Consider the following 22,253-nt stretch of genomic DNA (forward strand, 5'->3'; position numbering starts at 1 on the left):
CCAGGGGGGCGGGCGCACCCGGGTGCGGTAGTGGTCGGCCACCACCCGGGACATGGCCCCGATCGGGTCACCGACCACGTCCTTGCCCGAGAAGTACACATGGCCGCGCACCTGGTCGTGGCCGGCGGCGAAGTCGAGGTGCCGGGAGAGTTCCGCCGGGTCCTGCCAGGCGGCCGGCTGCGCCGGGTCACCGGCCTTGTACAGCGCCTCGCCGACGTACAGGTCGACGCCCGTGCCCCGCACCACCTCGTTCCACCAGGGCACCAGCTTGGCGTAGTCGGCGGCGGCGTAGCCGAGGTTCCAGTAGATCTGCGGGCAGATGTAGTCGATCCAGCCCTTCTTGATCCAGCCGCGGGTATCGGCGTGCAGGTCGTCGTACGTCTGGACGCCCGCCCTGGTGTCGGAGCCGAGCGGGTCCGTCGCGGCGTTGCGCCAGACCGCGAACGGGCTGATGCCGAACCGGACGTTCTTCTTGGTCCTCCTGATCCGTTCGGCGGTCTCGCGCACCAGCCGGTCGGTGTTGTCGCGCCGCCAGGAGGCCTTGTCGGGGAACGCGGCCCCGTACTTCGCGTACGCGGCGTCGTCGCCGAACTCCTGCCCGGCCACCGGGTACGGGTAGAAGTAGTCGTCCCAGTGCACGGCGTCGATGTCGTAGCGGGCGACCGCGTCGAGCATGGCGTCCTGGACGAAGCGGCGGACCTCGGGGATGCCCGGGTTGTAGTAGAGCTTGCCGCCGTACGGGAGGACCCATTCGGGGTGCCGCCTGGCGGGGTGGCCGGCGACCAGCCGGGACGGGTCGGTGTGGTTGGCGACCCGGTAGGGGTTGAACCAGGCGTGCAGCTCCAGGCCGCGGTCGTGCGCCTCGCGCACCGCCGTGCCCAGCGGGTCCCAGCCCGGGTCCCGGCCCTGCACGCCGGTGAGGCACTGGGCCCACGGCTCGTACGGCGAGGGCCACAGGGCGTCGGCGGTCGGCCGGACCTGGAGGACCACGGTGTTCAGCCGCCGGTCCACGGCCTCGTCGAGGAGGGCGGTCAGCTCCGCCCGCTGCGCTGCGGCCGTCAGGCCGGGCTTGGACGGCCAGTCGATGTTGGCGACGGTGGCGACCCACATGCCGCGCAGCTCGCGTCGCGCGGCCCGTCGGCGGTCCTCGCGCGCCGGAGTCCCCGCCGGGCCGGGGCCGACGGCCCGCCGGAAGGGAGCGGCGACGGCGTCGCCCGCCAGGGCGGCCGAGCCCGCCACCCCGGCGACCACTCCGGCCGCTCCCGTCACAAAGCCTCGTCTGGCCATCTGCCGCATCTCGTCACACCTGCCGTCTCTGTGTCGTGGTCATCGTCGTGCTTCTCACCGCCGTCGGCGGCGCCCGTCGTCTCCGCGTCCGGGCACAACGCAGAGCATGCCCGCCCCGGCCCGCGAAGACGCGTAGGCCGCGGAGTAACGTCGGGGGGTCGGGGCGGGCACCGGAATCGGACGGGAACCTGCGACTCGGAGATCAGCGAAAGGCATGAGGTGACGGACTCTATGGCCGATATTTCACGCGTCGGAGTGGTGGGCTGTGGCCAGATGGGCGCGGGCATCGCGGAGGTGTGCGCCCGCAGCGGTCTTGAGGTCAAGGTGGCCGAGACCACCGGTGAGGCGCTGGAGATCGGCCGCACCAGGCTGCACAACTCCCTGGCGAAGGCCGCCGACCGCGGCAAGATCACAGCGGAGGAACGGGAGGAGACGCTGGCCCGGCTCACCTTCACGACCGATCTCGGGGAGTTCGCCGACCGCGATCTCGTCATCGAGGCCGTGGTGGAGAACGAGCAGGTCAAGACCGAGATCTTCCAGGTGCTCGACCAGGTGGTGACGCGGCCGGACGCGATCCTCGCCTCGAACACCTCCTCCATCCCGCTGGTACGGCTGGCCGTGGCGACCTCCCGCCCGGACCAGGTCGTCGGCATCCACTTCTTCAACCCGGCGCCGGTGCAGAAGCTCGTCGAGCTGATCCCCGCGCTGACCACGTCCGAGGAGACGGTGAAGCGCTCCGAGGCCCTGGTGCGGGACGTCCTCGGCAAGCACCCGATCCACGCCCAGGACCGGTCCGGCTTCGTCGTCAACGCGCTGCTGATCCCGTATCTCCTCTCCGCGATCCGGATGTTCGAGTCGGGGATCGCCGGCCGCGAGGACATCGACAACGGCATGGAGCTCGGCTGCGCCCACCCCATGGGCCCGCTCAAGCTCGCCGACCTGATCGGGCTGGACACCGTGGCGTCGGTCGCCGACTCGATGTACGCGGAGTTCAAGGAGCCGCTCTACGCCGCTCCCCCGCTGCTCCAGCGCATGGTGGACGCGGGCCGCCTGGGCCGGAAGTCCGGTTCGGGCTTCTACCTGTACTCCTGACCCCTCGACGCGCCCCGTCCGGGGCCGGCCGGGCGATCCCCGGCCGGCCCCGGACGCGTTCCGGGACGCTCCTCCCCCGGCGGCGCGCACGGGAAGACCGCCGGCCCGCGCGCGAGACCGGCGGCACGGCCCGGAAAACCGGCCGGGCGCACGCGAAGACCCGCGACGCGCACGACGAAGGGGCGTGTCCGGTGGCCGGACACGCCCCTTCTCACCGCGCCCGGGCGCGGTGCGCCGTCACGCGCCCCGCAGGACCGCGCCCGTCCGCTCGGCGGCCAGGGCCACCGCGGCGTCACGGGCGGCCGTGGCCTCGTCGACGGTCAGCGTGCGGTCCGCCGCGCGGAAGCGCAGCGCGTACGCCAGGGACTTGCGGCCCGCACCGATCTGGTCGCCGGTGAAGACGTCGAACAGCCGCAGCGACTCGAGGAGTTCGCCCGCGCCCTCGCGCAGCGCCCGCTCCACGTCGGCGGCGGGCACGTTCTCCGCGACGACCAGCGCCACGTCCTGGGTCGCCACCGGGAAGGCCGAGATCCGGGGCGCCCGGACGGGGCCGTCGACGGCCCGTTCCAGGACGTCCAGCTCGACCTCCATGGCGCAGGTGCGCTCCGGCAGGTGGAGCGCCTTGACGACGCGCGGGTGCAGCTCGCCGGCGTGCCCGAGAAGGGTCTCCTCGCCGTTCACCGAGACGTACAGCGCGGCGCAGCGGCCCGGGTGCCACGGCGCGTGCCGGTCGGCGCGCACGGTGACCTCGACGCCCGCCTCGCGGGCGACGGTGCGGGCTGCCTCGACGGCGTCCGCCCAGTCCCCCGGGCGGCCCGCGCCCCACCAGCCGCTCTGCTCGCGGGCGCCCGCGAGGACGGCCGCGGCGTGGCGGGGCTGGCGCGGGAGCGCGGCGTCGAGCGCGGCGATCTCCTCGTCGGCGGGGCGGCGGTCGACGGGCAGCCGGGTGGCCTTCGCCCCGCCGTCGGCGGGCCGGAAGACGAGGCCGGTCTCGAAGAGCGCCAGGTCGTGGCTGCCCCGGCCGTCGTTGCGCCGCAGCGCGGCGAGCAGCCCCGGCAGCAGCGTGGTGCGCAGCGAGGGCTCCTCGTCGGAGAGCGGGTTGACGAGGTCGACGGTGCGGCGGCGGGCGTCGTCCGCGTCGAGCCCGAGCTGGTCGAAGACGCCGGCGCCGATGAACGGGTAGTTCAGGGCCTCGACGTATCCGGCTCCGGCGAGCGCCCGGCCGATGCGGCGGTGCAGCCGCTGGCGGTCGGTGAGACCGCGGCCGGACGGCGGCGTCGGGAGCGTGGAGGGGAGGTTCTCGTAGCCCTCCAGCCGGATGACCTCCTCGGCGAGGTCGTTGGGGTCGGCGAGGTCGGGGCGCCAGGACGGCACGGTGACGATCAGCTCGTCCTGTCCGTAGACGTCGCAGCCGACCTCCTGGAGTCGGCGCACGACGGTCTCGCGGCCGTACTCGACGCCGGCCACCCGGTCGGGGTGCGAGGCGGGCATCGTGATGGTGCGGGGCGCGCCGGGGGCGCAGACCTCGGTGACGCCGGCCTCGGCGGTGCCGCCGGCGAGCAGCACCAGCAGGTCGACGGTGCGCTGCGCTGCGGCGGCCGCGGCCTGCGGGTCGGTGCCGCGCTCGAAGCGCTTGGACGCCTCGGAGGACAGCTTGTGGCGCCGGGCGGTACGGGCGATCGCGATCGCGTCGAAGTGCGCCGCCTCGATGACGACCTCGGTGGTGCCGTGCGCGCCCTCCTGGGCGTCCGCGATCTCGGTGTTGGCGCCGCCCATGACGCCGGCGAGGCCGATCGGCCCGCGGTCGTCGGTGATGACCAGGTCCTCGGGGTCCAGGACGCGGACCGTGCCGTCGAGGGTGGTGAGCTTCTCGCCCGCCAGGGCGCGGCGCACCCCGATCGGCCCGTCGAGGCGGGTGCGGTCGTAGGCGTGCAGGGGCTGGCCGAGCTCCAGCATCACGTAGTTGGTGACGTCGACGGCGAGCGAGATCGGGCGCATCCCGGCCTTCTGCAGCCGGCGCTGCATCCAGATCGGGGAGCGGGCCTCGGGCTGGAGGCCGACGACGGTGCGCGCGGTGAACCGGTCGCAGCCGACCGGGTCGGCGACCTTGACCGGGTGGCCGAACGCGTTCGGCGCGGGCACGTCGAGGAGCGCCGGGTCGCGCAGCGGCAGGCCGTAGGCGATGGCGGTCTCACGGGCCACGCCGCGCAGGGACAGGCAGTAGCCGCGGTCCGGGGTGACGGCGATGTCCAGGACCTCGTCGACGAGCTGGAGCAGCTCGATGGCGTCGGTGCCGGCCTCGTGCTCCGGCGGCAGCACGATGATGCCGTGCGTGCCGTCGTCGCCCATGCCGAGCTCGTCGGTGGAGCAGATCATGCCGTGCGAGGTGCGGCCGTAGGTCTTGCGCGCGGAGATCGCGAAGTCGCCGGGCAGGACGGCGCCCGGGAGGACCACGACGACCTTGTCGCCGACGGAGAAGTTGCGGGCGCCGCAGACGATCTCCTGCGGCTCGCCGGTGCCGTTGGCGTCGCCGACGTCGACCGTGCAGAAGCGGATCGGCTTCTTGAAGCCCTCCAGCTCCTCGATGGTCAGCACCTGTCCGACGACCAGGGGGCCCTTGAGGCCGGCGCCGACCTGCTCGACCGTCTCGACCTCCAGGCCGACGGCGACGAGCTTGGCCTGTACGTCACGGCCGGTCTCCGTCGCCGGCAGGTCGACGTACTCCCGCAGCCAGGAAAGCGGGACACGCATCAGATCTCCATCCCGAACGGCCGGGTGAACCGGACGTCACCCTCGACCATGTCTCGCATGTCTTCGACGTTGTGGCGGAACATCAGCATCCGTTCGATGCCGAACCCGAAGGCGAATCCGCTGTACTTCTGGGGGTCGACGCCGCAGGCGGTGAGCACCCGGGGGTTGACCATGCCGCAGCCGCCGAGCTCGATCCAGCCCTCGCTGCCGCAGGTGCGGCAGGGGCGGTCCGGGTTGCCGACGGAGGCGCCGCGGCAGACGTAGCAGACCATGTCCATCTCGGCGGACGGCTCGGTGAACGGGAAGAAGTTCGGCCGCAGCCGGGTCTTCATGTCCGGGCCGAAGAGCGCCTGGACCATGTGGTCGAGGGTGCCCTTGAGGTCGGCCATGGTGAGGCCCTCGTCGACGGCGAGCAGCTCGATCTGGTGGAAGACCGGGGTGTGCGTCGCGTCGAGCTCGTCGGTGCGGTAGACGCGGCCGGGGCAGACGACGTAGACCGGGGGCTCGCGGTCGAGCAGGGTGCGGGCCTGGACCGGCGAGGTGTGGGTGCGCAGCACGATCCCGGACTCGTCCGTGTCGGCGCCGTCGGCGCCGCGGACGAAGAAGGTGTCCTGCATCTGCCGGGCCGGGTGGTCGGGCACGAAGTTCAGCGCGTCGAAGTTGAACCACTCGGCCTCGGCCTCGGGACCCTCCGCGACCTCGTAGCCCATGGCCACGAAGACGTCCGCGACGCGGTCCATGAGGGTCGTCAGCGGGTGGCGGGCGCCGGCCGGCACACGGTCGTACGGCAGGGTGACGTCGACCGCTTCCTCGACCAGCACACGGGCGTCCCGCTCGGCCTCCAGCTCCGCCTGGCGGGCGGCGAGGGCCTTGCTCACGGCGCCGCGGGCCTGGCCGACGCGCTTGCCGGCCTCGGCCTTCGCGTGCGGCGGCAGGGCGCCGATCTCGCGGTTGGCGAGCGCCAGCGGCGAGGTGCCCCCGGTGTGCGCGGTCTTCGCCCGGGCGAGCGCGTCGAGGTCACCGGCGGCGGCGAAGGCGGCGAACGCCTCGTCCCGCATGCGCTCGATCTCTTCCGGTTTCAGTGCCTCGACCTCGACTGGGTCGTACGACTTGTTCGGTGCCGACATCTCTTCCCGTGCTTCCGATTGGCTGGTACTGCTCTGAACCGGGGACGCCCCGGACCCCGGCGGCCCCGGCCCGACGGCTGGGAGAACGCAAAGGTGCCAAAGGACGAGTCTAAGGGGCGCGGGACGCCGGGACGGCCCGCGGGCCGTGCCGGGGCCTACCGGAGCCGGCCGCCGGGCCGTCCGGCGGCCGCTATCCGAGGTAGGCCGGGGCGCTCACCGGCAGGACGAAACGGAACTCGGCCCCGCCCCCGGGACCGCGCCCGACGGTGATCGCCCCGCCGTGGGCCTCGACGATGCCCTTGACGATGTACAGGCCCAGGCCCGTGCCGCCGCGCTTGCTGCCCCGCCAGAAGCGGGTGAAGACGCGGGCCATCGACTCCTCGGGGATGCCGGGTCCTTCGTCGCTCACGGTGACGGCTGTTCCCTTCTCGTCGCTGGTCTCGGCGGGGCCGGCGGGCGCCACGTCGATGGTGACGGTTCCCTCGCCGTGGCGCACCGCGTTTTCCAGCAGGTTGCCGAGGACCTGGTCGACCTTGTCCGGATCGGCCCAGACCGCGGGCAGCGGCTGGCAGGTGCGGACGAGGAAGCGGTCGGGGTCCTGGCCCTTCGCGGTGAGGGCCTGGACGTGCCGTTCGACGGCGGCGGAGAGGTCGACCGGCTGCCGGCGCAGCTCCAGCCGCCCGGAGTCGATGCGGGAGATGTCGAGCAGCTCGGCGATGAGCCGGGTGACGCGCCCGGCGTCGGCGTCGACGGTCTCCAGCATCAGGCGCTTCTGGTCGTCGGTGAACCGTTCCCACTTGGCGAGGAGGGTGGCGGTGAACCCCTTGACGGAGGTCAGCGGGGAGCGCAGTTCGTGGGCGACCGTGGCGATGAGCTCGGCGTGGCTGCGCTCGGTGCGGCGGCGGGCCTCGGTGCCGCGCAGGGACACCACCACGCGGCGCACCGGCCCGGCCGGGCGCTCGCGCACGTACCGCGCGGAGACCAGGACCTCGCGGCCGCCCGGCAGGAGCAGGTTCCGCTCCGGCTGGCCGGTGCGGGTGACGAGTCCGCCGTACGGGTCGGTCAGGGCCCACCAGCGGCGTCCCTTGAGGTCCTCCAGCGGCAGCGCCCGCTCCAGCGGGCGGCCGAGGGCGGCGGCGGGGGGCACGGCGGTGATCCGGGCGGCCGCGGCGTTGAAGCAGACGATCCGGCCGGTCTCGTCGGCGACGACGAGACCGTCGGGGAGGTCGTCGGGGTCGACGGCCGGGCGGAGGTCGCGGGGACCGGCGCCGGCGGCCGGCCGCTCCGCCGCGTCGGAGTCCTCGCGGGTGCGCACGACGGCGGTGTGTGGTCCGCGCGGCCTGTTCATGCCGACGCCCATATCCCTTATCCCACCTCTCGAACGCCAACCGGAGCAGTGGGCCCCCGGGCCCGTCACCCTACTAGCCGTCGGGGGCGGCGGCGACACCCCGCGGGAGCGCGGTCGCCGTGCGCCGCCCGGGGGCGACGCGGCCTTCTCCTCCGCCCGTGCGCGGGGCTCAGGGGCGGGCCCGCTGGGCCCGGGCGGAGGCGTACAGGCAGACGGCCGCCGCGGTCGCCAGGTTGAGGCTCTCCGCCCTGCCGTGGATCGGTACCCGTACGACGGCGTCGGCCAGCGCCCGGGTCTCCTCGGGGAGCCCCCACGCCTCGTTGCCGAAGACCCAGGCGGTGGGCCCGCCCATGGTCCCGGCGTCGAGTTCGTCGTCGAGGTCGTCGTCGCCCGCGCCGTCGGCGGCGAGGATGCGCACCCCCGCCTCCCGCAGGCCCCGGACCGCCTCCTCGACCGGGACGCCGACGGCGACCGGCAGGTGGAAGAGCGAGCCGACCGAGGCCCGGACGGACTTGGGGTTGTAGAGGTCCACCGAGGCGTCGGTGAGCACGACGGCGTCGGCGCCCGCGGCGTCGGCGCAGCGCAGCACCGTGCCGGCGTTGCCGGGGTCGCGCACGTGGGCGAGCACGGCGACCAGTTTCGGCCGCGCGGCGAGGATGGCGTCGAACGGGGAGTCGAGGAAGCGGCAGACGCCGATCAGGCCCTGCGGGGTGACGGTCTGGGACACGTCGGCGAGCACGTCGGCGTCCGCGAGGTGCACCCGGGCGCCGGTCGCGCGGGCGGCGTCGACGATGCCGGCGTAGCGCTCGGCGGCCTCGACGGTGACGAAGAGCTCGATCAGGGTGGGTTCGCCGTCGGCGCCGCGGTGTCCGACGGCCTCGCGCACGGCCTGCGGCCCCTCGGCGATGAACCTGCGCTCCTTGCCGCGGAAGTTGCGCTTGGCCAGCCGCCGGGCGGCGGTGACGCGCGGCGATCGCGGGGAGATCAGTTCGGGGGTGGCCATGGTCGGCGGCGGGCCTCTCTGCGTACGGAGGTGACGGGCGTACGGGACGACGGGGGTGCAACGCACCGGACCCGCAGGCGGCGGGCGCCTGCGGGTCCGGCTCGGCGAACGAGAGGTGCTGCCTGGATCAGGCGGCGGCCTTCGGGGCGTTGACGTCGCTCGGGAGGGCCTTCTGGGCCACCTCGACGAGGGCGGCGAACGCGTTGGCGTCGTTGACCGCGAGCTCGGCCAGCATCTTGCGGTCCACCTCGATGTTGGCGGCCTTCAGACCCTGGATGAGGCGGTTGTACGTCATGCCGTTCTGGCGGGCGGCGGCGTTGATGCGCTGGATCCAGAGCTGACGGAAGTCGCCCTTGCGCTTCTTGCGGTCGTTGTAGTTGTAGACGAGGGAGTGGGTGACCTGCTCCTTCGCCTTGCGGTACAGCCGCGAGCGCTGGCCCCGGTAACCGCTGGCCTGCTCCAGGATCGCCCGGCGCTTCTTGTGGGCGTTTACTGCGCGCTTGACGCGTGCCACTTGTCAACTCCTTGTAGCGGGGCCGTGGTTGGACTCACACGGCCCGGAAACGATTGGGTCCCGGTCGGGTCGGTGTCGCCGCCCCCGGGTTCCCCCGGGGCGGGCGCCGACTCACTTGCCGAGAAGCTTCTTGACCTTCTTGGCGTCGGCCGGGGCCAGCACGACCGTGCCGGTCAGCGAGCGGGTCTTCTTGGAGGACTTGTGCTCAAGAAGGTGGCGCTTGCCGGCGCGCTCGCGGACCACCTTGCCGGAGCCGGTGATCTTGAAACGCTTGCTGGCACCGCTGTGCGTCTTGTTCTTCGGCATCGCGCCGTTCTCTCCTCGTCAGTGGCGCCCCTCTCGGTGCGGGCACCGGACAGCAGGGGCGTCAGATCTTGGTGGGGTTTCCTGGGTGACCCGGGGCCGCCTGGAGGGCGGCCCCCGCGATCACGCCTCGGAAGGGTTCTCGCCCGGAGCCTGGGCGTTGTCGTCCGCGGCCGCGGAGCCGGGGGCGGAGCCCTGGCGTCCGGCCTTGCGGGCGGCCTGGGCCTCGCGGGCCTCGGCCATGGCTTCGGTCTTCTTCTTGTGCGGGCCCAGAACCATGATCATGTTCCGGCCGTCCTGCTTCGGGTTGGACTCGATGAAACCGAGGTCCTCCACGTCCGAAGCCAGCCGCTGGAGCAGTCGGAAGCCCAGCTCGGGGCGGGACTGCTCACGACCGCGGAACATGATCGTGATCTTGACCTTGTCGCCCTGCTTGAGGAACCGGACGACGTGACCCTTCTTGGTGTCGTAGTCGTGCGGGTCGATCTTCGGCCGGAGCTTCATCTCCTTGATGACCGTGTGCGCCTGGTTCTTGCGCGCCTCACGGGCCTTCATGGCCGACTCGTACTTGAACTTCCCGTAGTCCATGAGCTTGCACACGGGCGGACGGGCGGTCGCCGCCACCTCGACCAGGTCGAGGTCGTACTCCTGCGCGAGTTCCAGGGCCTTGGCAAGCGGAACAATCCCGACCTGCTCGCCGCTGGGACCGACAAGTCGCACCTCGGGAACGCGAATCCGGTCGTTGATGCGGGGCTCGGCGCTGATGGATCCTCCTCGGTAGCACCACGCGGCCGCCTGGCGGACAGCCACGTAACGTCTGTTTCGTCAGACCAACCGCTCAAGGACAAGAAAAATGCCCCGGACGGGACACAGGCGGGGCTCCTGGAAAACCGGAACACCGCCGCGGTCTGCCGCGGGGCGCATCGGGCGGATCCATCGTCCGTACGGAACGATGGGCACCGCCTGACCGGTGACCCGCTGTCCGGAGGACAGCCAGGTGGGAGATCGGAGCCTCCACTTGTGGGCCGGGCATATTTCTGCCCAGCCGGTCGTCACTCAAGGTTAGCAGCTCCGCGGGGCGGGCACCAACCGGCCGCGGATCCGCCGTCCCGGTGGTCCGCTCCCCGGGACGAGGCCGGGGCCCGAAGGGGCCTATCGTATGGCTCATGAGCGACACGACCTCCCCCACCGGCGCCCCGGATTCGTCCGGCGCCCCCGGCTTCGACGACATGGCCCGCGACATCGCGGAGGTGCCCGCGGTCGAGGTGATCGTGACGGTCGCGGTCAATCTGATGAGCGCCGCCGCCGTCAAGCTGGGGCTGACCGAGGAGGGCGACGAGCACAAGGACCTCGACGAGGCGCGCAAGCTGGTCCACGCCCTGGCCGGTCTGCTGGACGCGAGCGCGACGGAGATCAGCTCCTTCCACGCGGCCCCGCTGCGGGACGGCCTGAAGTCGCTGCAGCTCGCCTTCCGCGAGGCGTCGCTGGTGCCGGACGAGCCCGGTCAGGGCCCCGGCGAGAAGTACACCGGCCCGGTCTTCGGCTGACCCCTCCGCCCCCGTCCTCCGTCAACGTGAGCCCTCCTCCCCGGCCGGGGAGGAGGGCTCACGGCCGTACGGGCCGCCGCGGCGGGCGCCGAGGCGGAACACCTGCGCGCCGGGGGCTCAGCGCGTGAACAGGGCCTCGCCCGGCGCGGTCCCGTCGGCCGGGAGCACCGCCAGGTCCAGGCCGCGCACCAGGCGGGCGCGCAGCACCTCGTCCTCCGCCAGCCGCCGGGCCACCCGTCCGGCCGCCTCGGCGGGGTCCGCGCCGGGGTCGAGGACGAGGGCGAGGACGCCGTCGGCCCCGCCGGGGACCAGATGGGCGCGCCGCACGGCCGGGTCGGCGGCGACCGCGTCGCGCACCGCCGCGGTGACCGCGGGGTCGTCCAGCGGATCGGCGCTGGTGCGGCCCTCGGCGAGGGCGAGCAGCGCGGGGCCGGTCAGTTCGAACGCGACCGGGCCGGCCATGTCGAGGACCACGGTGTCCGCCTTCTCGTGCGCGGCGGCCCGCAGCGCCTGATGCAGCGGGACGGCGACGGGGCGGGCCTGCGGGTCCCAGCGGGCCAGCGAGTCGGTCGAGGTGAAGGCGGGCAGGGCGCGGCGGTCCCCCGCCACCAGGGTGGGGACGGCCATGTCGCTGGTCTTCTCGCGGCGGAGACCCTTGTGGCCCGCGCAGTGGGAGTCGCCCCCGGCCTCCTCCACCTCGCCGAGGACGGCGACGACGGGGACCAGGAGCCGGGCGCCCTGGAGTGCTTCGAGGACCGGGCCGACGGCCTCGCGGTCCTCGGCCCAGGCGGCGAGCGCCGCCGCGAGGGCGGGGTCGGCCGAGCCGTCGTCGTCGGAGTATCCGGGGTCCGGGATGTTCTTCAGCTCCACGGGGCGAGCGTAGTCCCTGCGGTTTCACGCCCCGGCGACAGGTCGGCGCACGGCCGCCCGCCGCCGGCGGATCACGCCCGGCGCCGGGCCCGGACCCATCCGCCGCCGCCCCGCCACAGCACCACGGCCAGGGCCAGCAGGACCACCCCGAGACCGCCCGCGGCGAGGGCGAGCCGACCCGTGGGCCTGCTGTCGTGGTGCTCGGGCGCGGGGCCGGGGCCGAAGTAGCGCTCGCGGTATCCGGCCCCGGTGGACTCGGTCCGCAGCCCGTCGGGGCGGAGCGCGGCGCCGGCCTCCAGCGCGGCGGCGGGGTCCACGATGCCGTACCCGCGGGCGTCGTCGTGTCCGGGGCCGGAGGCGCCGCGGGCGGTGTCGGCGAGCAGCCGCTTGATCTGGGCGGGGGTCAGCCCGGGGTGCGCGGAGCGCACCAGCGCGACCGCGCCGGAGACGAACGCGGCGGCGGCCGAGGTCCCCCACTCCACGTAGTACTGGCGGTCGGGGGCGGGGACGACGATGTCGACCCCGGGGGCGCTGACGGTGGTGTACCAGCGGCGGGTGGAGAAGGCGGCGTGGGTGCCGTACCGGTCGACGGCGGCGACGGCGATCACGCCGGGGTAGGCGGCCGGGTACGAGACGTGGTCGCCCTTCTCCCCGCCGTTGCCCGAGGAGGCGACGACGACGGCCCCCTTCTTCAGCGCGTACTGGATCGCGGCGTCCTCGCCCGCCTCGGGGTGGGCGGACTCGCTGTCGTCGCCGAGCGAGAGGTTGATGACGTCGGCGCCGTGGTCGGCGGCCCAGCGGATGCCGTCGGCGAGGGCGGCGCCCCGGGACTCCCGGGCCTCGGCGCGGGCCGGGTCGGAGGCTTCGAGGATCACCCGGACCGGGAGGATCTTCGCCTCGGGCGCCACCCCGAGCACTCCGTCGCCGCGGCCGGCGCCGTGTCCGCGGCCCGCGATGATGCCCGCCATCGCCGTGCCGTGCCGGGCCCAGGAGCGGTCGCCGCGGCGGGCGCCGAAGCCGATCATGTCCTTGCCGGGCAGCACCTGGCCGGCCAGGTCGGGGAGGCTGCCGTCGACCCCGGTGTCGACGACGGCGACGGTGATCCCCCGGCCCCGGGTGGTCCGCCAGGCCTCGTCGGTGTGCATCGCCTGGAGGCCCCACTGCTGGTCCCGTATGGCGTCGGCGCGGGCCGGGACGGCGGGCAGCAGCGTGAACGCGGCGGCGGCGCAGAGCGCGCCCAGGGCGCGGCGGCGGTGGCGGGCGCGGCGGCTCATCGCGGCTTCTCCGTGCGGTCGGTGACGGTCCGTCGCAGGTCGCGCTCGATCCGGTCGGCGAGGCCCGCGGCCTCGTGGCCGAGTCCGGCCTCGGCGACCGCGCCCGTCGCGTCGGGGGCGGTGGCCCGGTCCGCGGGCCGGGGGTCGGCGACGGGGCGTCCGTCGGCGAATCCGGAGACGGCGAACACGACGACGGGCAGCCCGTCCGGCACCCGGACGGTCCAGCTGGCGCGCTGGCGGTCGCCGAATCCGGCGGCGACCGTGCCGTCGACGGAGTAGGCGCGGGGCATCAGGTCGGCGCGGTGGTCGAGGCGCTGCTCGGCGAACCGGCGGCGCAGTGCCGTCATGGCCTCGGCGTCGCCCTCGGTGAAGACCGCCCCGACCGTGGTGACGGCGGAGGCGGTGGCGTCGGTGTAGGTGGCCCGCAGCAGCCGCGCGCAGCCGACCGGGCCCAGCACCCTGGTCAGCAGCGGGTCCAGGGCCGGCGCGCAGTCGCCGTCCGGGGCCGCGGCGACCCGGGTCCAGACCCGGTCGGCGCCGCCGGGTCCGGCTCCCCGGCCGTCCAGGGTGCGTGGGAAGAGGGTGTCCACGGGGACCTCGTGCCAGACGGAGCGCCCCACGGTGTAGGGGCTGCGGGCGACGGTGTCCGCGGAGGAGGAGCTGGTCAGCCAGGCGCCGGTGGCCGCGCCGCCGATCAGCCCGAGCCCGAGCACCACGCACGTCGCGGCGGTCGCGGTCCGGGCCGGGCGGCGGGCCCGGACGGGGCGCAGCCGGGTGGTGGTCTCGGCGGGCGTCTCGGGGAACGGCGGCCGGTACGCGTACGGTCCGCGGCCCGGGCAGGGCGGCGGGAACGGGACGGGCGGGACCGGGGTGACCGGCGGGACCGGCGGGACCGGGACGGACGGCGCGGCGGGGACGGCCCGCGGGGCCGGGCCGGGTGACGGGACCTGCGGGGCCGGGACGGCGGCCGGGCGGTGCGCCGGGGACGGGGGCGGCGGCGCGGCGGGCGGCGGGGTCTGCGCGCGCGGCGCGGCGGGCGGCGGGGCGGAGGCCGCGACGGGGTCCGGCTGGGGCCGTACGGGACCTCGGGGCGGGGCGGCGGGACGGGGCGGGACTGGAGGACGCTGCGCCTCGGTACTCATCCGCCCCCCTGATCCCATTCCGTACCGTGCGCGGATCGACGCCGCAGGCAGGCCCGTTGGTTCGCCGCGTGCCGTCACTCTACGGGGTGGCGGGGCCCTGGTGGGAGCAGGACGCCCGGCCATCGGGGAGATCCGCGCGGATCATCCCCCTACCCAGCGGTACGGAGGTCTGGCAAGCTGCGCCCATGACTGCCCGCGCCGTTGACCGGGCCCGTTACGACCGGGCCACCGCCCATCTGGACGCGCCGATCGCCGTCGTCGATCTGGACGCGTTCGACGCCAACGCCGACTACCTGGTGCGCCGGGCCGGCGGGAAGCCGGTCCGGGTGGCGAGCAAGTCCGTGCGCTGCCGGCCCCTGCTGGAACGGGTGCTGGCGCGGCCGGGGTTCGCCGGGATCATGTCGTTCACGCTGGCCGAGTCGCTGTGGCTGGCCGGGTCCGGTTTCGACGACGTGCTGCTGGCCTATCCGTCGGCCGACCGGGCGGGCTTCGCGGAGCTGGCGTCCGACCCGAAGCTCGCGGCGGCCGTGACGGTGATGGTGGACGACCACGCGCAGCTGGAGTTCATCGACGCGGCACGGGCCGGCGGCCGGGAGGAGATCCGGGTCTGTCTGGAACTGGACACCTCGCTGCGCCTGTTGGGCGGCCGGGTCCGGGTCGGCGCCCGGCGCTCGCCGCTGCGGACGCCCGACCGGCTGGCCGAGCTGGCGCGCTCGGTGGTGCGCAGGCCGGGTTTCCGGCTGGTGGGCCTGATGGCGTACGAGGGGCACATCGCCGGGGTCGGGGACGCGGTGGCGGGGCGTCCGCTGCGCTCGCGGGCGGTCCGGCTGATGCAGGCCACGAGCCGCAGGGAACTGGTCGTGCGGCGGGCCGAGTCGGTGCGGGCGGTGCGGGCGGTGGCCCCGGACCTGGAGTTCGTGAACGGCGGCGGCACCGGCAGCGTGCAGCACACGGCGGCGGAGCGGGCGGTGACGGAGGTCGCGGCCGGGTCGGGGCTGTTCGTCCCCCGGCTGTTCGACCACTACACGTCGTTCTCGGCGCGTCCGGCGGCCCTGTTCGCCCAGCCGGTGGTGCGCCGTCCCGGGGTCGGGGTGGTGACCGTGCTCGGCGGCGGCTACCCGGCGTCCGGTCCCGCGGGGCCGGACCGGCTGCCGGTCCCGTATCTGCCGGAGGGGCTGCGCTACGACCCGCAGGAGGGGCCCGGCGAGGTGCAGACCCCGCTGCTGGGCGCCGCGGCCGACGATCTGCTGATCGGCGACAAGGTGTGGTTCCGGCACGCGAAGGCCGGTGAACTGTGCGAGCGCTTCGACGCGTTGAGGCTGATCGAGGGAGACCGGGTGACGGCGACGGCGCCGACGTACCGGGGCGAGGGCCGCACGTTCCTCTGAGCGTCGCGGGGCGCCGCTCGGGCGGGGGCCTGGGGGGGGCGGCCCCCGCCGCCTGCTGTTCTGCGCCGTTCTACTGCGGGGTGACGTAGGCGGCGGAGATGCCTCCGTCGACGAGGAAGTCGGTGGCGTTGACGAACGAGGCGTCGTCGCTGGCGAGGAACGCGACGGCCGCCGCGATCTCCTCGGCGGCGGCGAACCGGCCGACCGGGATGTGCACCAGCCGGCGGGCCGCGCGCTCCGGGTCCTTGGCGAACAGCTCCCGGAGCAGCGGGGTGTCGACCGGTCCGGGGCACAGCGCGTTGACCCGGATGCCCTCCCGGGCGAACTGCACCCCGAGTTCGCGGGAGAGGGCGAGGACGCCGCCCTTGGAGGCGGTGTAGGAGATCTGGCTGGTGGCCGCCCCCATGACCGCGACGAAGGACGCCGTGTTGATGATCGAGCCGCGGCCCTGGCGGCGCATGTAGGGCAGGGCGGCCTTGCAGCAGAGGTAGACGGAGGTGAGGTTGACGTCCTGGACCCGCTTCCACGCCTCCAGGCCGGTGGTGAGGATCGAGTCGTCCTCGGGCGGGGAGATGCCCGCGTTGTTGAAGGCGACGTCGACGGATCCGTGGGCGTCGAACGCGACCGCGAAGAGCGCCTCGACCTGTTCGGGGTCGGTGACGTCGGTGCGCACGAAGGCGCCGCCGACCTCCTCGGCGGCGGCCCTGCCCGCCGCCTCGTCGATGTCGGCGCAGACGACGTGGGCGCCCTCCGACGCCAGCCGGCGCGCGGCGGCCAGGCCGATGCCGCCGGCGGCGCCGGTGACGACGGCGGTGCGGCCGTCCAGGCGGCGGCAGATGGGGGCGGGTCCGGTGCTGGTCATGTCGGCTCAGTCCTCCGTGCTGATGAAGACGTTCTTGGTCTCGGTGAACGCGGCGAGGGCGTCCGGGCCGAGCTCCCGGCCGAGGCCGGACTGCCCGAAGCCGCCGAAGGGGGTCCAGTAGCGCACGCTGGAGTGCGAGTTGACGGAGAGGTTCCCGGCCCGGACCGCCCGTGAGACGCGTAGCGCGCGGCCCACGTCCCGGGTCCAGACCGAGCCGGCCAGGCCGTACTCCGTGGCGTTGGCGAGCCGGACGGCGTCGGCCTCGTCCTCGAAGGGGAGGACGACGGCGACCGGGCCGAAGACCTCCTCGGTGGCGACCGGGGCGTCCGGGCGCACTCCGGTGAGGACGGTCGGCGGGAACCAGAAGCCGGGTCCGTCGGGCGCCTTGCCGCGGATCGCCGCCGCGCCGTCCGGCACATGGCCGCGCACCCGGTCGCGCTGTTCCCGGGAGATCAGCGGTCCCATCTGGGTGCGCTCGTCGGACGGGTCGCCCACGACGACGGATTCGATCGCGGGGGCGAGGAGTTCGAGGAAGCGGTCGTACGCGGTCCGCTGGACGAGGATGCGGGTGCGGGCGCAGCAGTCCTGGCCCGCGTTGTCCAGGAACGCCATGGGGGCGGCGGCCGCCGCGGCCTCGACGTCGGCGTCGGCGAAGACGATGTTGGGGCTCTTGCCGCCGAGTTCGAGGGTGAGCCGCTTCACCCGGCCGGCGCATCCGGCCATGATCCGCCGGCCGGTGCGGGTGGAGCCGGTGAAGACGATCTTGGCGACGCCGGGGTGCCCGACCAGGGCCTCGCCGGTGACGGCGCCCGTGCCGGGCAGCACCTGGAGGAGGTGTTCGGGCAGTCCGGCCTCCAGGGCGGTCCGGGCCAGCCGCAGGGCGGTGAGCGGGGTGGTCTCGGCGGGTTTGAGGAGCACGGCGTTGCCGGCCGCGAGGGCGGGGGCGAAGCCCCAGGCGGCGATCGGCATGGGGAAGTTCCAGGGCGCGATCACCCCGACGACGCCGAGGGGTTCGAGGAAGGTGACGTCGAGGCCGCCGGGCACCGGGATCTGCCTCCCGGCGAGGCGTTCCACTCCCCCGGCGGCGTAGTCGAGCAGGTCGCGTACGTTGCCGGCCTCCCAACGGGCGTTGCCCAGGGTGTGTCCGGCCTCCCGCACCTCCAGCCGGGCCAGTTCCTCGGCCTCGGCGTCGACGGCGGCCGCGAAGCGGCGCAGCAGCCGGGCGCGGTCGGCGGGGGCCAGGGCGGCCCAGGTGCGCTGGGCGGCCTCGGCCCGTCCGACGGCCGCGTCCACCTCGGCGACGGTGGTGGACGGGACGGTGGCGAGGAGTTCCTCGGTCGCCGGGTCGAGTACGCGGTGTTCCGAGGGCTGGTCGAGTACGCGGTGTTCCGCGGGCCGGTCGGGGGCGGGGCGTCCCGGGGGCTGGTCGGGCAGGGGCACGGGGGGCCTCACAGACGTTCGAAGGAGCGGCGGAGTTCCCAGTCGGTCACGGCCGCGTCGAAGGCGTCGAGCTCGACGCGGGCCATGTTGCGGTAGTGCGCGACGACGTCGTCGCCGAAGGCGGCCCTGGCCACCTCGCCGCGCTCCCAGAGGTCCGCGGCCTCGCGCAGGGTGGTCGGCACGTGGTCGTAGCCGGCGGTGTAGGCGTTGCGCGCGCAGGGCTCGGGGAGTTCGAGGCCCTTCTCGATGCCGTGGACGCCGGCCGCGACCATCGCGGCGACGGCGAGGTACGGGTTGACGTCGCCGCCGGGCAGCCGGTTCTCGAAGCGCAGCGAGCGGCCGTGGCCGACGACGCGCAGCGAGCAGGTGCGGTTGTCGTGGCCCCAGGCGACGGCGGTCGGGGCGAAGGAGCCGGGCTGGAAGCGTTTGTAGGAGTTGATGTTCGGCGCGTACAGGAGCGAGAACTCGCGCAGGGTGGCCAGCTGGCCGGCGAGGAAGTGGCGCATCACCGGGGACATCCCGCCGTCCTCGCCGGCCATGGCGCCGCGCTCCGGGTCCTCGGTGGACCTGAGCGAGAGGTGGATGTGGCAGGAGTTGCCCTCGCGTTCGTTGAACTTCGCCATGAAGGTGAGCGCCACGCCCTCCTGGGCGGCGATCTCCTTGGCCCCGGTCTTGTAGACGGCGTGCTGGTCGCAGGTGACCCGGGCCTCGTCGTAGCGGAACACGATCTCGTGCTGCCCGGGGTTGCACTCGCCCTTGGCGGACTCGACGGTGAGGCCCGCGGCGGCCATCTCGTTGCGGATGCGGCGCAGTAAGGGCTCGACGCGGCCGGTGCCGAGGACGGAGTAGTCGACGTTGTACCGGTTGGCCGGGGTGAGGTCGCGGTAGTTGCGGTCCCAGGCCTGTTCGTAGGTGTCCCGGAAGACGATGAACTCCAGCTCGGTGCCGACGTGGGCGGTGTAGCCGTGCCCGGCGAGGCGCGCCAGCTGGCGGTCGAGGATGTACCGGGGCGAGGCGGCGACCGGGGAGCCGTCCGTCCCGGTCAGGTCGGCGATGACCAGGGCTGTGCCCTCGTTCCAGGGGGTCCGGCGGAGGGTGGCCGGGTCGGGGCGGAGGGCGAAGTCGCCGTAGCCGTTCTCCCAGGAGGACAGCGCGAACCCGTCGACGGTGTTCATCTCGGTGTCGACGGCGAGCAGGTAGTTGCAGGCCTCGGTGCCGTGCTCCAGGACCTCGTCGAGGAAGTGGCGGGCGGCGAACCGCTTGCCCTGGAGCCGCCCCTGCATGTCGGGGAAGGCCAGGACGACCGTGTCGATCTCGCCGTCTCCGACCAGGGCGCGCAGCTCCTCGATGCCGAGCGGTGCCGTCGGGTCTGCCACGGGACACTCCTCCTTCGGTCAGGCCGGAAGGCTTAAGGTATGTGAGTGAACCATTGATTGGGAAGGGAACACGGGGCGTGGCCGAGGAAATCGAGTTCGCCGACCGTCTGCCGCCCGTGCTCCGTCCGGTCCGGGCGGGCAACGGTTTCGAGGAGGCGCTGGAGCAGATCCTCCAGGTGGTCCGGCTGGGCCTGGTGCCGGGCGGCGGGCGGCTGCCGGCCGAGCGGGAGCTGGCGGAGCTGCTGGGGATCAGCCGGGTCACGCTGCGCGAGGCGCTGAAGGTGCTGCACGACCAGGGGCTGGTGGAGAGCAGGCGCGGGCGGTACGGCGGCACGTTCGTGCTGCCGCGCACCGGCGGGGCGGGCGAGGCGGAGCTGCGCCGGAAGGTGGAGTCGGTCGACATCGAGGACGTGCTGCGCTTCCGCGAGGTGCTGGAGACCGGCGCGGCCGGGCTCTGCGCCGAGCAGGGGCTGACGGACGCGGGGGCGAAGCGGCTGCGCGCGGCCCTGGCGGCGACGCACGAGGCGCCCCTGCCCGAGTACCGCAGGCGCGACACCCTGTTCCATCTGACCCTGGCCGAGCTCTCCGGCTCCCCCTCGCTCACCGCTCAGTACGCGGCGGTCCGGGCCACCGTGAACGACCTGCTGGACTGCATACCGCTGCTGGTGCGCAACCTGGAGCACTCCCAGCACCAGCACACCAGCGTCGTCGAGGCGGTGCTGGACGGGGACGCGGAGGCGGCGCGCGCCGTGGCCCGCGAGCACTGCGACGGCACGGCGGCGCTGCTGCGCGGGTTCCTGGCCTGACGGCCCGCGGGCCCGCCGCGGGTCGCGGACCCGTCAAGCCCTGCGGGCCCACCCGACCCCAAAGGTATTCTCTGCCACCATTGCGAACTGGATCCGCCCGCCCAGGGGGGCGGCCGACCGGAGGAACGTCCCATGTCCGAACCTCTCATCGGCGTTTCCACCTATTTGGAGCCCACGGCCCGCTGGGGGGTGTGGGAGCTGCCCGCCGCTCTCCTCCCGGCCGCCTATCCGCGCATGATCCAGCGGTCCGGCGGGCTGGCCGTGCTGCTGCCGCCGGACGCCCCGGGCCGGGCCGCGACCGCCGTGGCCCGGCTGGACGGTCTGGTGCTCGCGGGCGGCGCGGACGTGGAGCCGTCGTTGTACGGCGCGGAGCGCGACTTCCGCACCGGCCCGCCGGCGCGGGAGCGCGACGTCTGGGAGACGGCCCTGATCCGGGCCGCGCTGGAGTCCGGCACGCCGCTGCTGGGCGTCTGCCGGGGCATGCAGCTGCTCAACGTGGCGCTCGGCGGCACCCTGACCCAGCACCTCGACGGGCACGGCGGCCCGCTGGGCGCGGCCGGCGTCCTCGGCTCGCACCCGGTCGTGCCGGTGCCGGGGACGCGCTACGCGTCGATCGTGCCGGAGGAGAGCGACGTCCCCACGTATCACCATCAGTGCGTACAGCGGCTGGCCCCGGGGCTGACGGCCTCGGCGCACACCGCGGACGGCACGGTCGAGGCGGTCGAACTGCCCGGCTCCCCCTGGGTGCTCGGGGTGCAGTGGCATCCGGAGATGGGCGAGGACCTGCGGCTGTCCCGGGCGCTGGTGGCGGCGGCCTCGGCGTCCCGCCCGATCCCGGCCCGTACGCCGGCGGCGGACCTGGCGTCGCTCCGCCGGACGGGCGGCTGACCGGCCCCCGCGAGCCGGACGGCGCCCGTCGGCCGACACCTCCGGGACCGGACGACGCCCCCGGGGCCGGACGACGCCACGGGGCCGACCGGCGAGCGCGGCCAGACCCGCCCCCGGCCCACCCCCAGCCCGGTGCGCCCAGGCCGGTCCCGGTCGCCCTTGGTCGCCCAGGCCCCGGCCGGTCCCGGTCGCCCCCGGCCGGTCCCGGTCGCCCCCGGCCGGGCCCGGTCGCCCCCGGCCGGGCCCCGGAGATCCGGGCCGCAGGGGTCCGGTTCACTCCGGCGCGGCGCCCCGAGCGGTCAGGGACAGCAGGTCGCGGGCGGGCCCGGTCGGGCGGTGCCCGGCGGGCCACACCGCGCGCAGCTGGCGCCGCAGCCGCATGCCGCCGAGCGGGATCTGCACCAGGCGGCGGGCGGACAGCTCCTCCCCCAGCGCCAGTTCGCTGAGCACGCACGGCCCGGCCCCGCTCTGGGCCGCGCCCTTCACCGCGGTCGTCGAGGAGAGTTCGAGCAGCGGCTCGGCGAGTCCGCCGTGCACGGCCAGGGCCGCGTCCAGGACCTGGCGGGTCCCGGAGCCCTGCTCACGCAGCACCAGCGGGGTCGCGGCCAGTTCGCGCGGGGTCAGCGGCGCACGGCGACGGGCCCACGCGTGGGACGGGGCGACGGCCACGACGAGGCGGTCATGGGCGATGACGGTGCCGTCGAGCCCCGCGGGCACCGACAGCCCCTCGACGAAACCGAGGTCGGCCTCCCCGCCGAGCAGCCGTCCCGCGACCGCCGCGGAGTTCCCGGCGATCAGCGACACCGCGGTGTCCGGCCGCTCGGCGCGCAGCGAAATCAGCCAGCCCGGCAGCAGGTACTCGGCGATGGTCATCGAGGCGGCGATCCGCAGCCGGGAGTCCCGCCGGTCGCGCAGCGCCTGCGTGCCGGCGTCGAACGCCTCGGCCGCCTCGACGACCCGGCGCGCCCAGTCGGTGACCAGCGCGCCCGCGTCGGTGAGCCGGGAGCCGCGCGGCGAACGCTCCAGCAGGGCCAGCCCCAGCTGCCGTTCCATGGACCGGACGCGGGCGCTGGCGGCGGGCTGGGAGACGCCGAGCTCGCGGGCCGCCCGGCCCAGGCTGCCGTGCCGGGCGACGGCGAGCAGCAGCTCCAGCGCTCCGAGATCGGGAACCCGGTGGGAGAGCGGAACACGCACGTCAACGGCCATAAAGCCAGCTTATGACCTCATAGGGACGG

20 protein-coding genes are annotated in these 22,253 nt (G+C 74.7%); 5 read left to right on the plus strand and 15 right to left on the minus strand.

The features are described from left to right. Positions 1-1,296 (minus strand): glycoside hydrolase family 10-like protein (locus WA762_RS24740; protein ID WP_443080666.1); only part of this gene is annotated, 1,296 nt, incomplete at its 3' end. Positions 1,297-1,518: 222 nt separating this feature from the next. On the opposite strand from WA762_RS24740, the gene WA762_RS24745 reads away from it, so the two are divergent. Beyond that, positions 1,519-2,379, plus strand: a complete 861-nt coding sequence (locus WA762_RS24745) for a 3-hydroxybutyryl-CoA dehydrogenase (protein ID WP_335938484.1) — start codon at positions 1,519-1,521, stop codon at positions 2,377-2,379. 237 nt (positions 2,380-2,616) lie between these two features. Here the strand turns inward: WA762_RS24745 and pheT are convergent, their stop codons facing one another. From pheT to infC, 7 genes are all read right to left on the minus strand, one after another. Further along, positions 2,617-5,130, minus strand: a complete 2,514-nt coding sequence (gene pheT / locus WA762_RS24750) for a phenylalanine--tRNA ligase subunit beta (RefSeq protein WP_335938486.1) — start codon at positions 5,128-5,130, stop codon at positions 2,617-2,619. After that, positions 5,130-6,257 (minus strand): phenylalanine--tRNA ligase subunit alpha, encoded by a 1,128-nt coding sequence (gene pheS / locus WA762_RS24755; RefSeq protein ID WP_335938488.1) that lies wholly within the window; start codon positions 6,255-6,257, stop codon positions 5,130-5,132. The genes pheT and pheS overlap by 1 nt, the downstream gene beginning before the upstream one ends. 190 nt (positions 6,258-6,447) lie before the next feature. Then, positions 6,448-7,617: a sensor histidine kinase gene (locus WA762_RS24760; protein WP_335938490.1), complete on the minus strand. Its 1,170-nt coding sequence runs from the start codon at positions 7,615-7,617 to the stop codon at positions 6,448-6,450. 157 nt (positions 7,618-7,774) lie between these two features. Beyond that, positions 7,775-8,608, minus strand: a complete 834-nt coding sequence (locus tag WA762_RS24765; protein WP_335938491.1) for a TrmH family RNA methyltransferase — start codon at positions 8,606-8,608, stop codon at positions 7,775-7,777. A gap of 127 nt (positions 8,609-8,735) precedes the next feature. After that, entirely contained in the window at positions 8,736-9,122 is a 387-nt protein-coding gene (gene rplT / locus WA762_RS24770; protein WP_073787782.1) for a 50S ribosomal protein L20, read from the minus strand. Between the two features lie 111 nt (positions 9,123-9,233). Beyond that, entirely contained in the window at positions 9,234-9,428 is a 195-nt protein-coding gene (gene rpmI, locus WA762_RS24775) for a 50S ribosomal protein L35 (RefSeq protein ID WP_335938494.1), read from the minus strand. Positions 9,429-9,548: 120 nt separating this feature from the next. Then, complete coding sequence (gene infC, locus WA762_RS24780; protein WP_335938495.1) at positions 9,549-10,235, minus strand: translation initiation factor IF-3; 687 nt, start codon at positions 10,233-10,235, stop codon at positions 9,549-9,551. A gap of 356 nt (positions 10,236-10,591) precedes the next feature. Between infC and WA762_RS24785 the strand changes: the two genes are divergently transcribed. Beyond that, on the plus strand, positions 10,592-10,972 hold the full coding sequence (locus tag WA762_RS24785; RefSeq protein WP_335938497.1) for a DUF1844 domain-containing protein: 381 nt from the start codon (positions 10,592-10,594) through the stop codon (positions 10,970-10,972). 117 nt (positions 10,973-11,089) lie between these two features. On the opposite strand, the gene WA762_RS24790 is transcribed toward WA762_RS24785, so the two are convergent. From WA762_RS24790 to WA762_RS24800, 3 genes are all read right to left on the minus strand, one after another. Then, positions 11,090-11,842 (minus strand): SseB family protein, encoded by a 753-nt coding sequence (locus tag WA762_RS24790; RefSeq protein WP_335938499.1) that lies wholly within the window; start codon positions 11,840-11,842, stop codon positions 11,090-11,092. Between the two features lie 71 nt (positions 11,843-11,913). Further along, positions 11,914-13,116, minus strand: coding sequence for a type VII secretion-associated serine protease mycosin (mycP, locus tag WA762_RS24795; protein WP_335938500.1), 1,203 nt, complete (start codon positions 13,114-13,116; stop codon positions 11,914-11,916). Then, entirely contained in the window at positions 13,113-13,886 is a 774-nt protein-coding gene (locus WA762_RS24800; RefSeq protein ID WP_335938574.1) for a hypothetical protein, read from the minus strand. The genes mycP and WA762_RS24800 overlap by 4 nt, the downstream gene beginning before the upstream one ends. 557 nt (positions 13,887-14,443) lie before the next feature. Here WA762_RS24800 and WA762_RS24805 point away from each other — a divergent pair. Further along, complete coding sequence (locus WA762_RS24805; RefSeq protein WP_335938501.1) at positions 14,444-15,646, plus strand: amino acid deaminase/aldolase; 1,203 nt, start codon at positions 14,444-14,446, stop codon at positions 15,644-15,646. Between the two features lie 70 nt (positions 15,647-15,716). On the opposite strand, the gene WA762_RS24810 is transcribed toward WA762_RS24805, so the two are convergent. The 3 genes from WA762_RS24810 to WA762_RS24820 are packed head-to-tail and all read right to left on the minus strand — an operon-like array spanning position 15,717 to position 19,324. Further along, entirely contained in the window at positions 15,717-16,508 is a 792-nt protein-coding gene (locus WA762_RS24810; RefSeq protein WP_335938502.1) for a 3-oxoacyl-ACP reductase, read from the minus strand. A 6-nt stretch (positions 16,509-16,514) separates the two neighbouring features. After that, positions 16,515-17,948: an aldehyde dehydrogenase family protein gene (locus tag WA762_RS24815; RefSeq protein ID WP_335938504.1), complete on the minus strand. Its 1,434-nt coding sequence runs from the start codon at positions 17,946-17,948 to the stop codon at positions 16,515-16,517. A gap of 8 nt (positions 17,949-17,956) precedes the next feature. Beyond that, the gene (locus WA762_RS24820) at positions 17,957-19,324 is read right to left on the minus strand and encodes a glutamine synthetase family protein (protein ID WP_335938506.1); all 1,368 of its coding nucleotides are present in this window, start codon (positions 19,322-19,324) and stop codon (positions 17,957-17,959) included. Between the two features lie 77 nt (positions 19,325-19,401). On the opposite strand from WA762_RS24820, the gene WA762_RS24825 reads away from it, so the two are divergent. Next, positions 19,402-20,130: a FadR/GntR family transcriptional regulator gene (locus WA762_RS24825; RefSeq protein ID WP_335938507.1), complete on the plus strand. Its 729-nt coding sequence runs from the start codon at positions 19,402-19,404 to the stop codon at positions 20,128-20,130. A 132-nt stretch (positions 20,131-20,262) separates the two neighbouring features. Beyond that, positions 20,263-21,018: a gamma-glutamyl-gamma-aminobutyrate hydrolase family protein gene (locus WA762_RS24830; RefSeq protein ID WP_335938509.1), complete on the plus strand. Its 756-nt coding sequence runs from the start codon at positions 20,263-20,265 to the stop codon at positions 21,016-21,018. Between the two features lie 273 nt (positions 21,019-21,291). Here the strand turns inward: WA762_RS24830 and WA762_RS24835 are convergent, their stop codons facing one another. Continuing rightward, positions 21,292-22,224, minus strand: coding sequence for a LysR family transcriptional regulator (locus WA762_RS24835; RefSeq protein ID WP_335938510.1), 933 nt, complete (start codon positions 22,222-22,224; stop codon positions 21,292-21,294). Between the last annotated feature and the right edge of the window lie 29 nt (positions 22,225-22,253).

Origin of the sequence: Streptomyces tyrfis, from assembly GCF_037034285.1 — a bacterium.
Classification (GTDB): Bacteria; Actinomycetota; Actinomycetes; order Streptomycetales; family Streptomycetaceae; genus Streptomyces.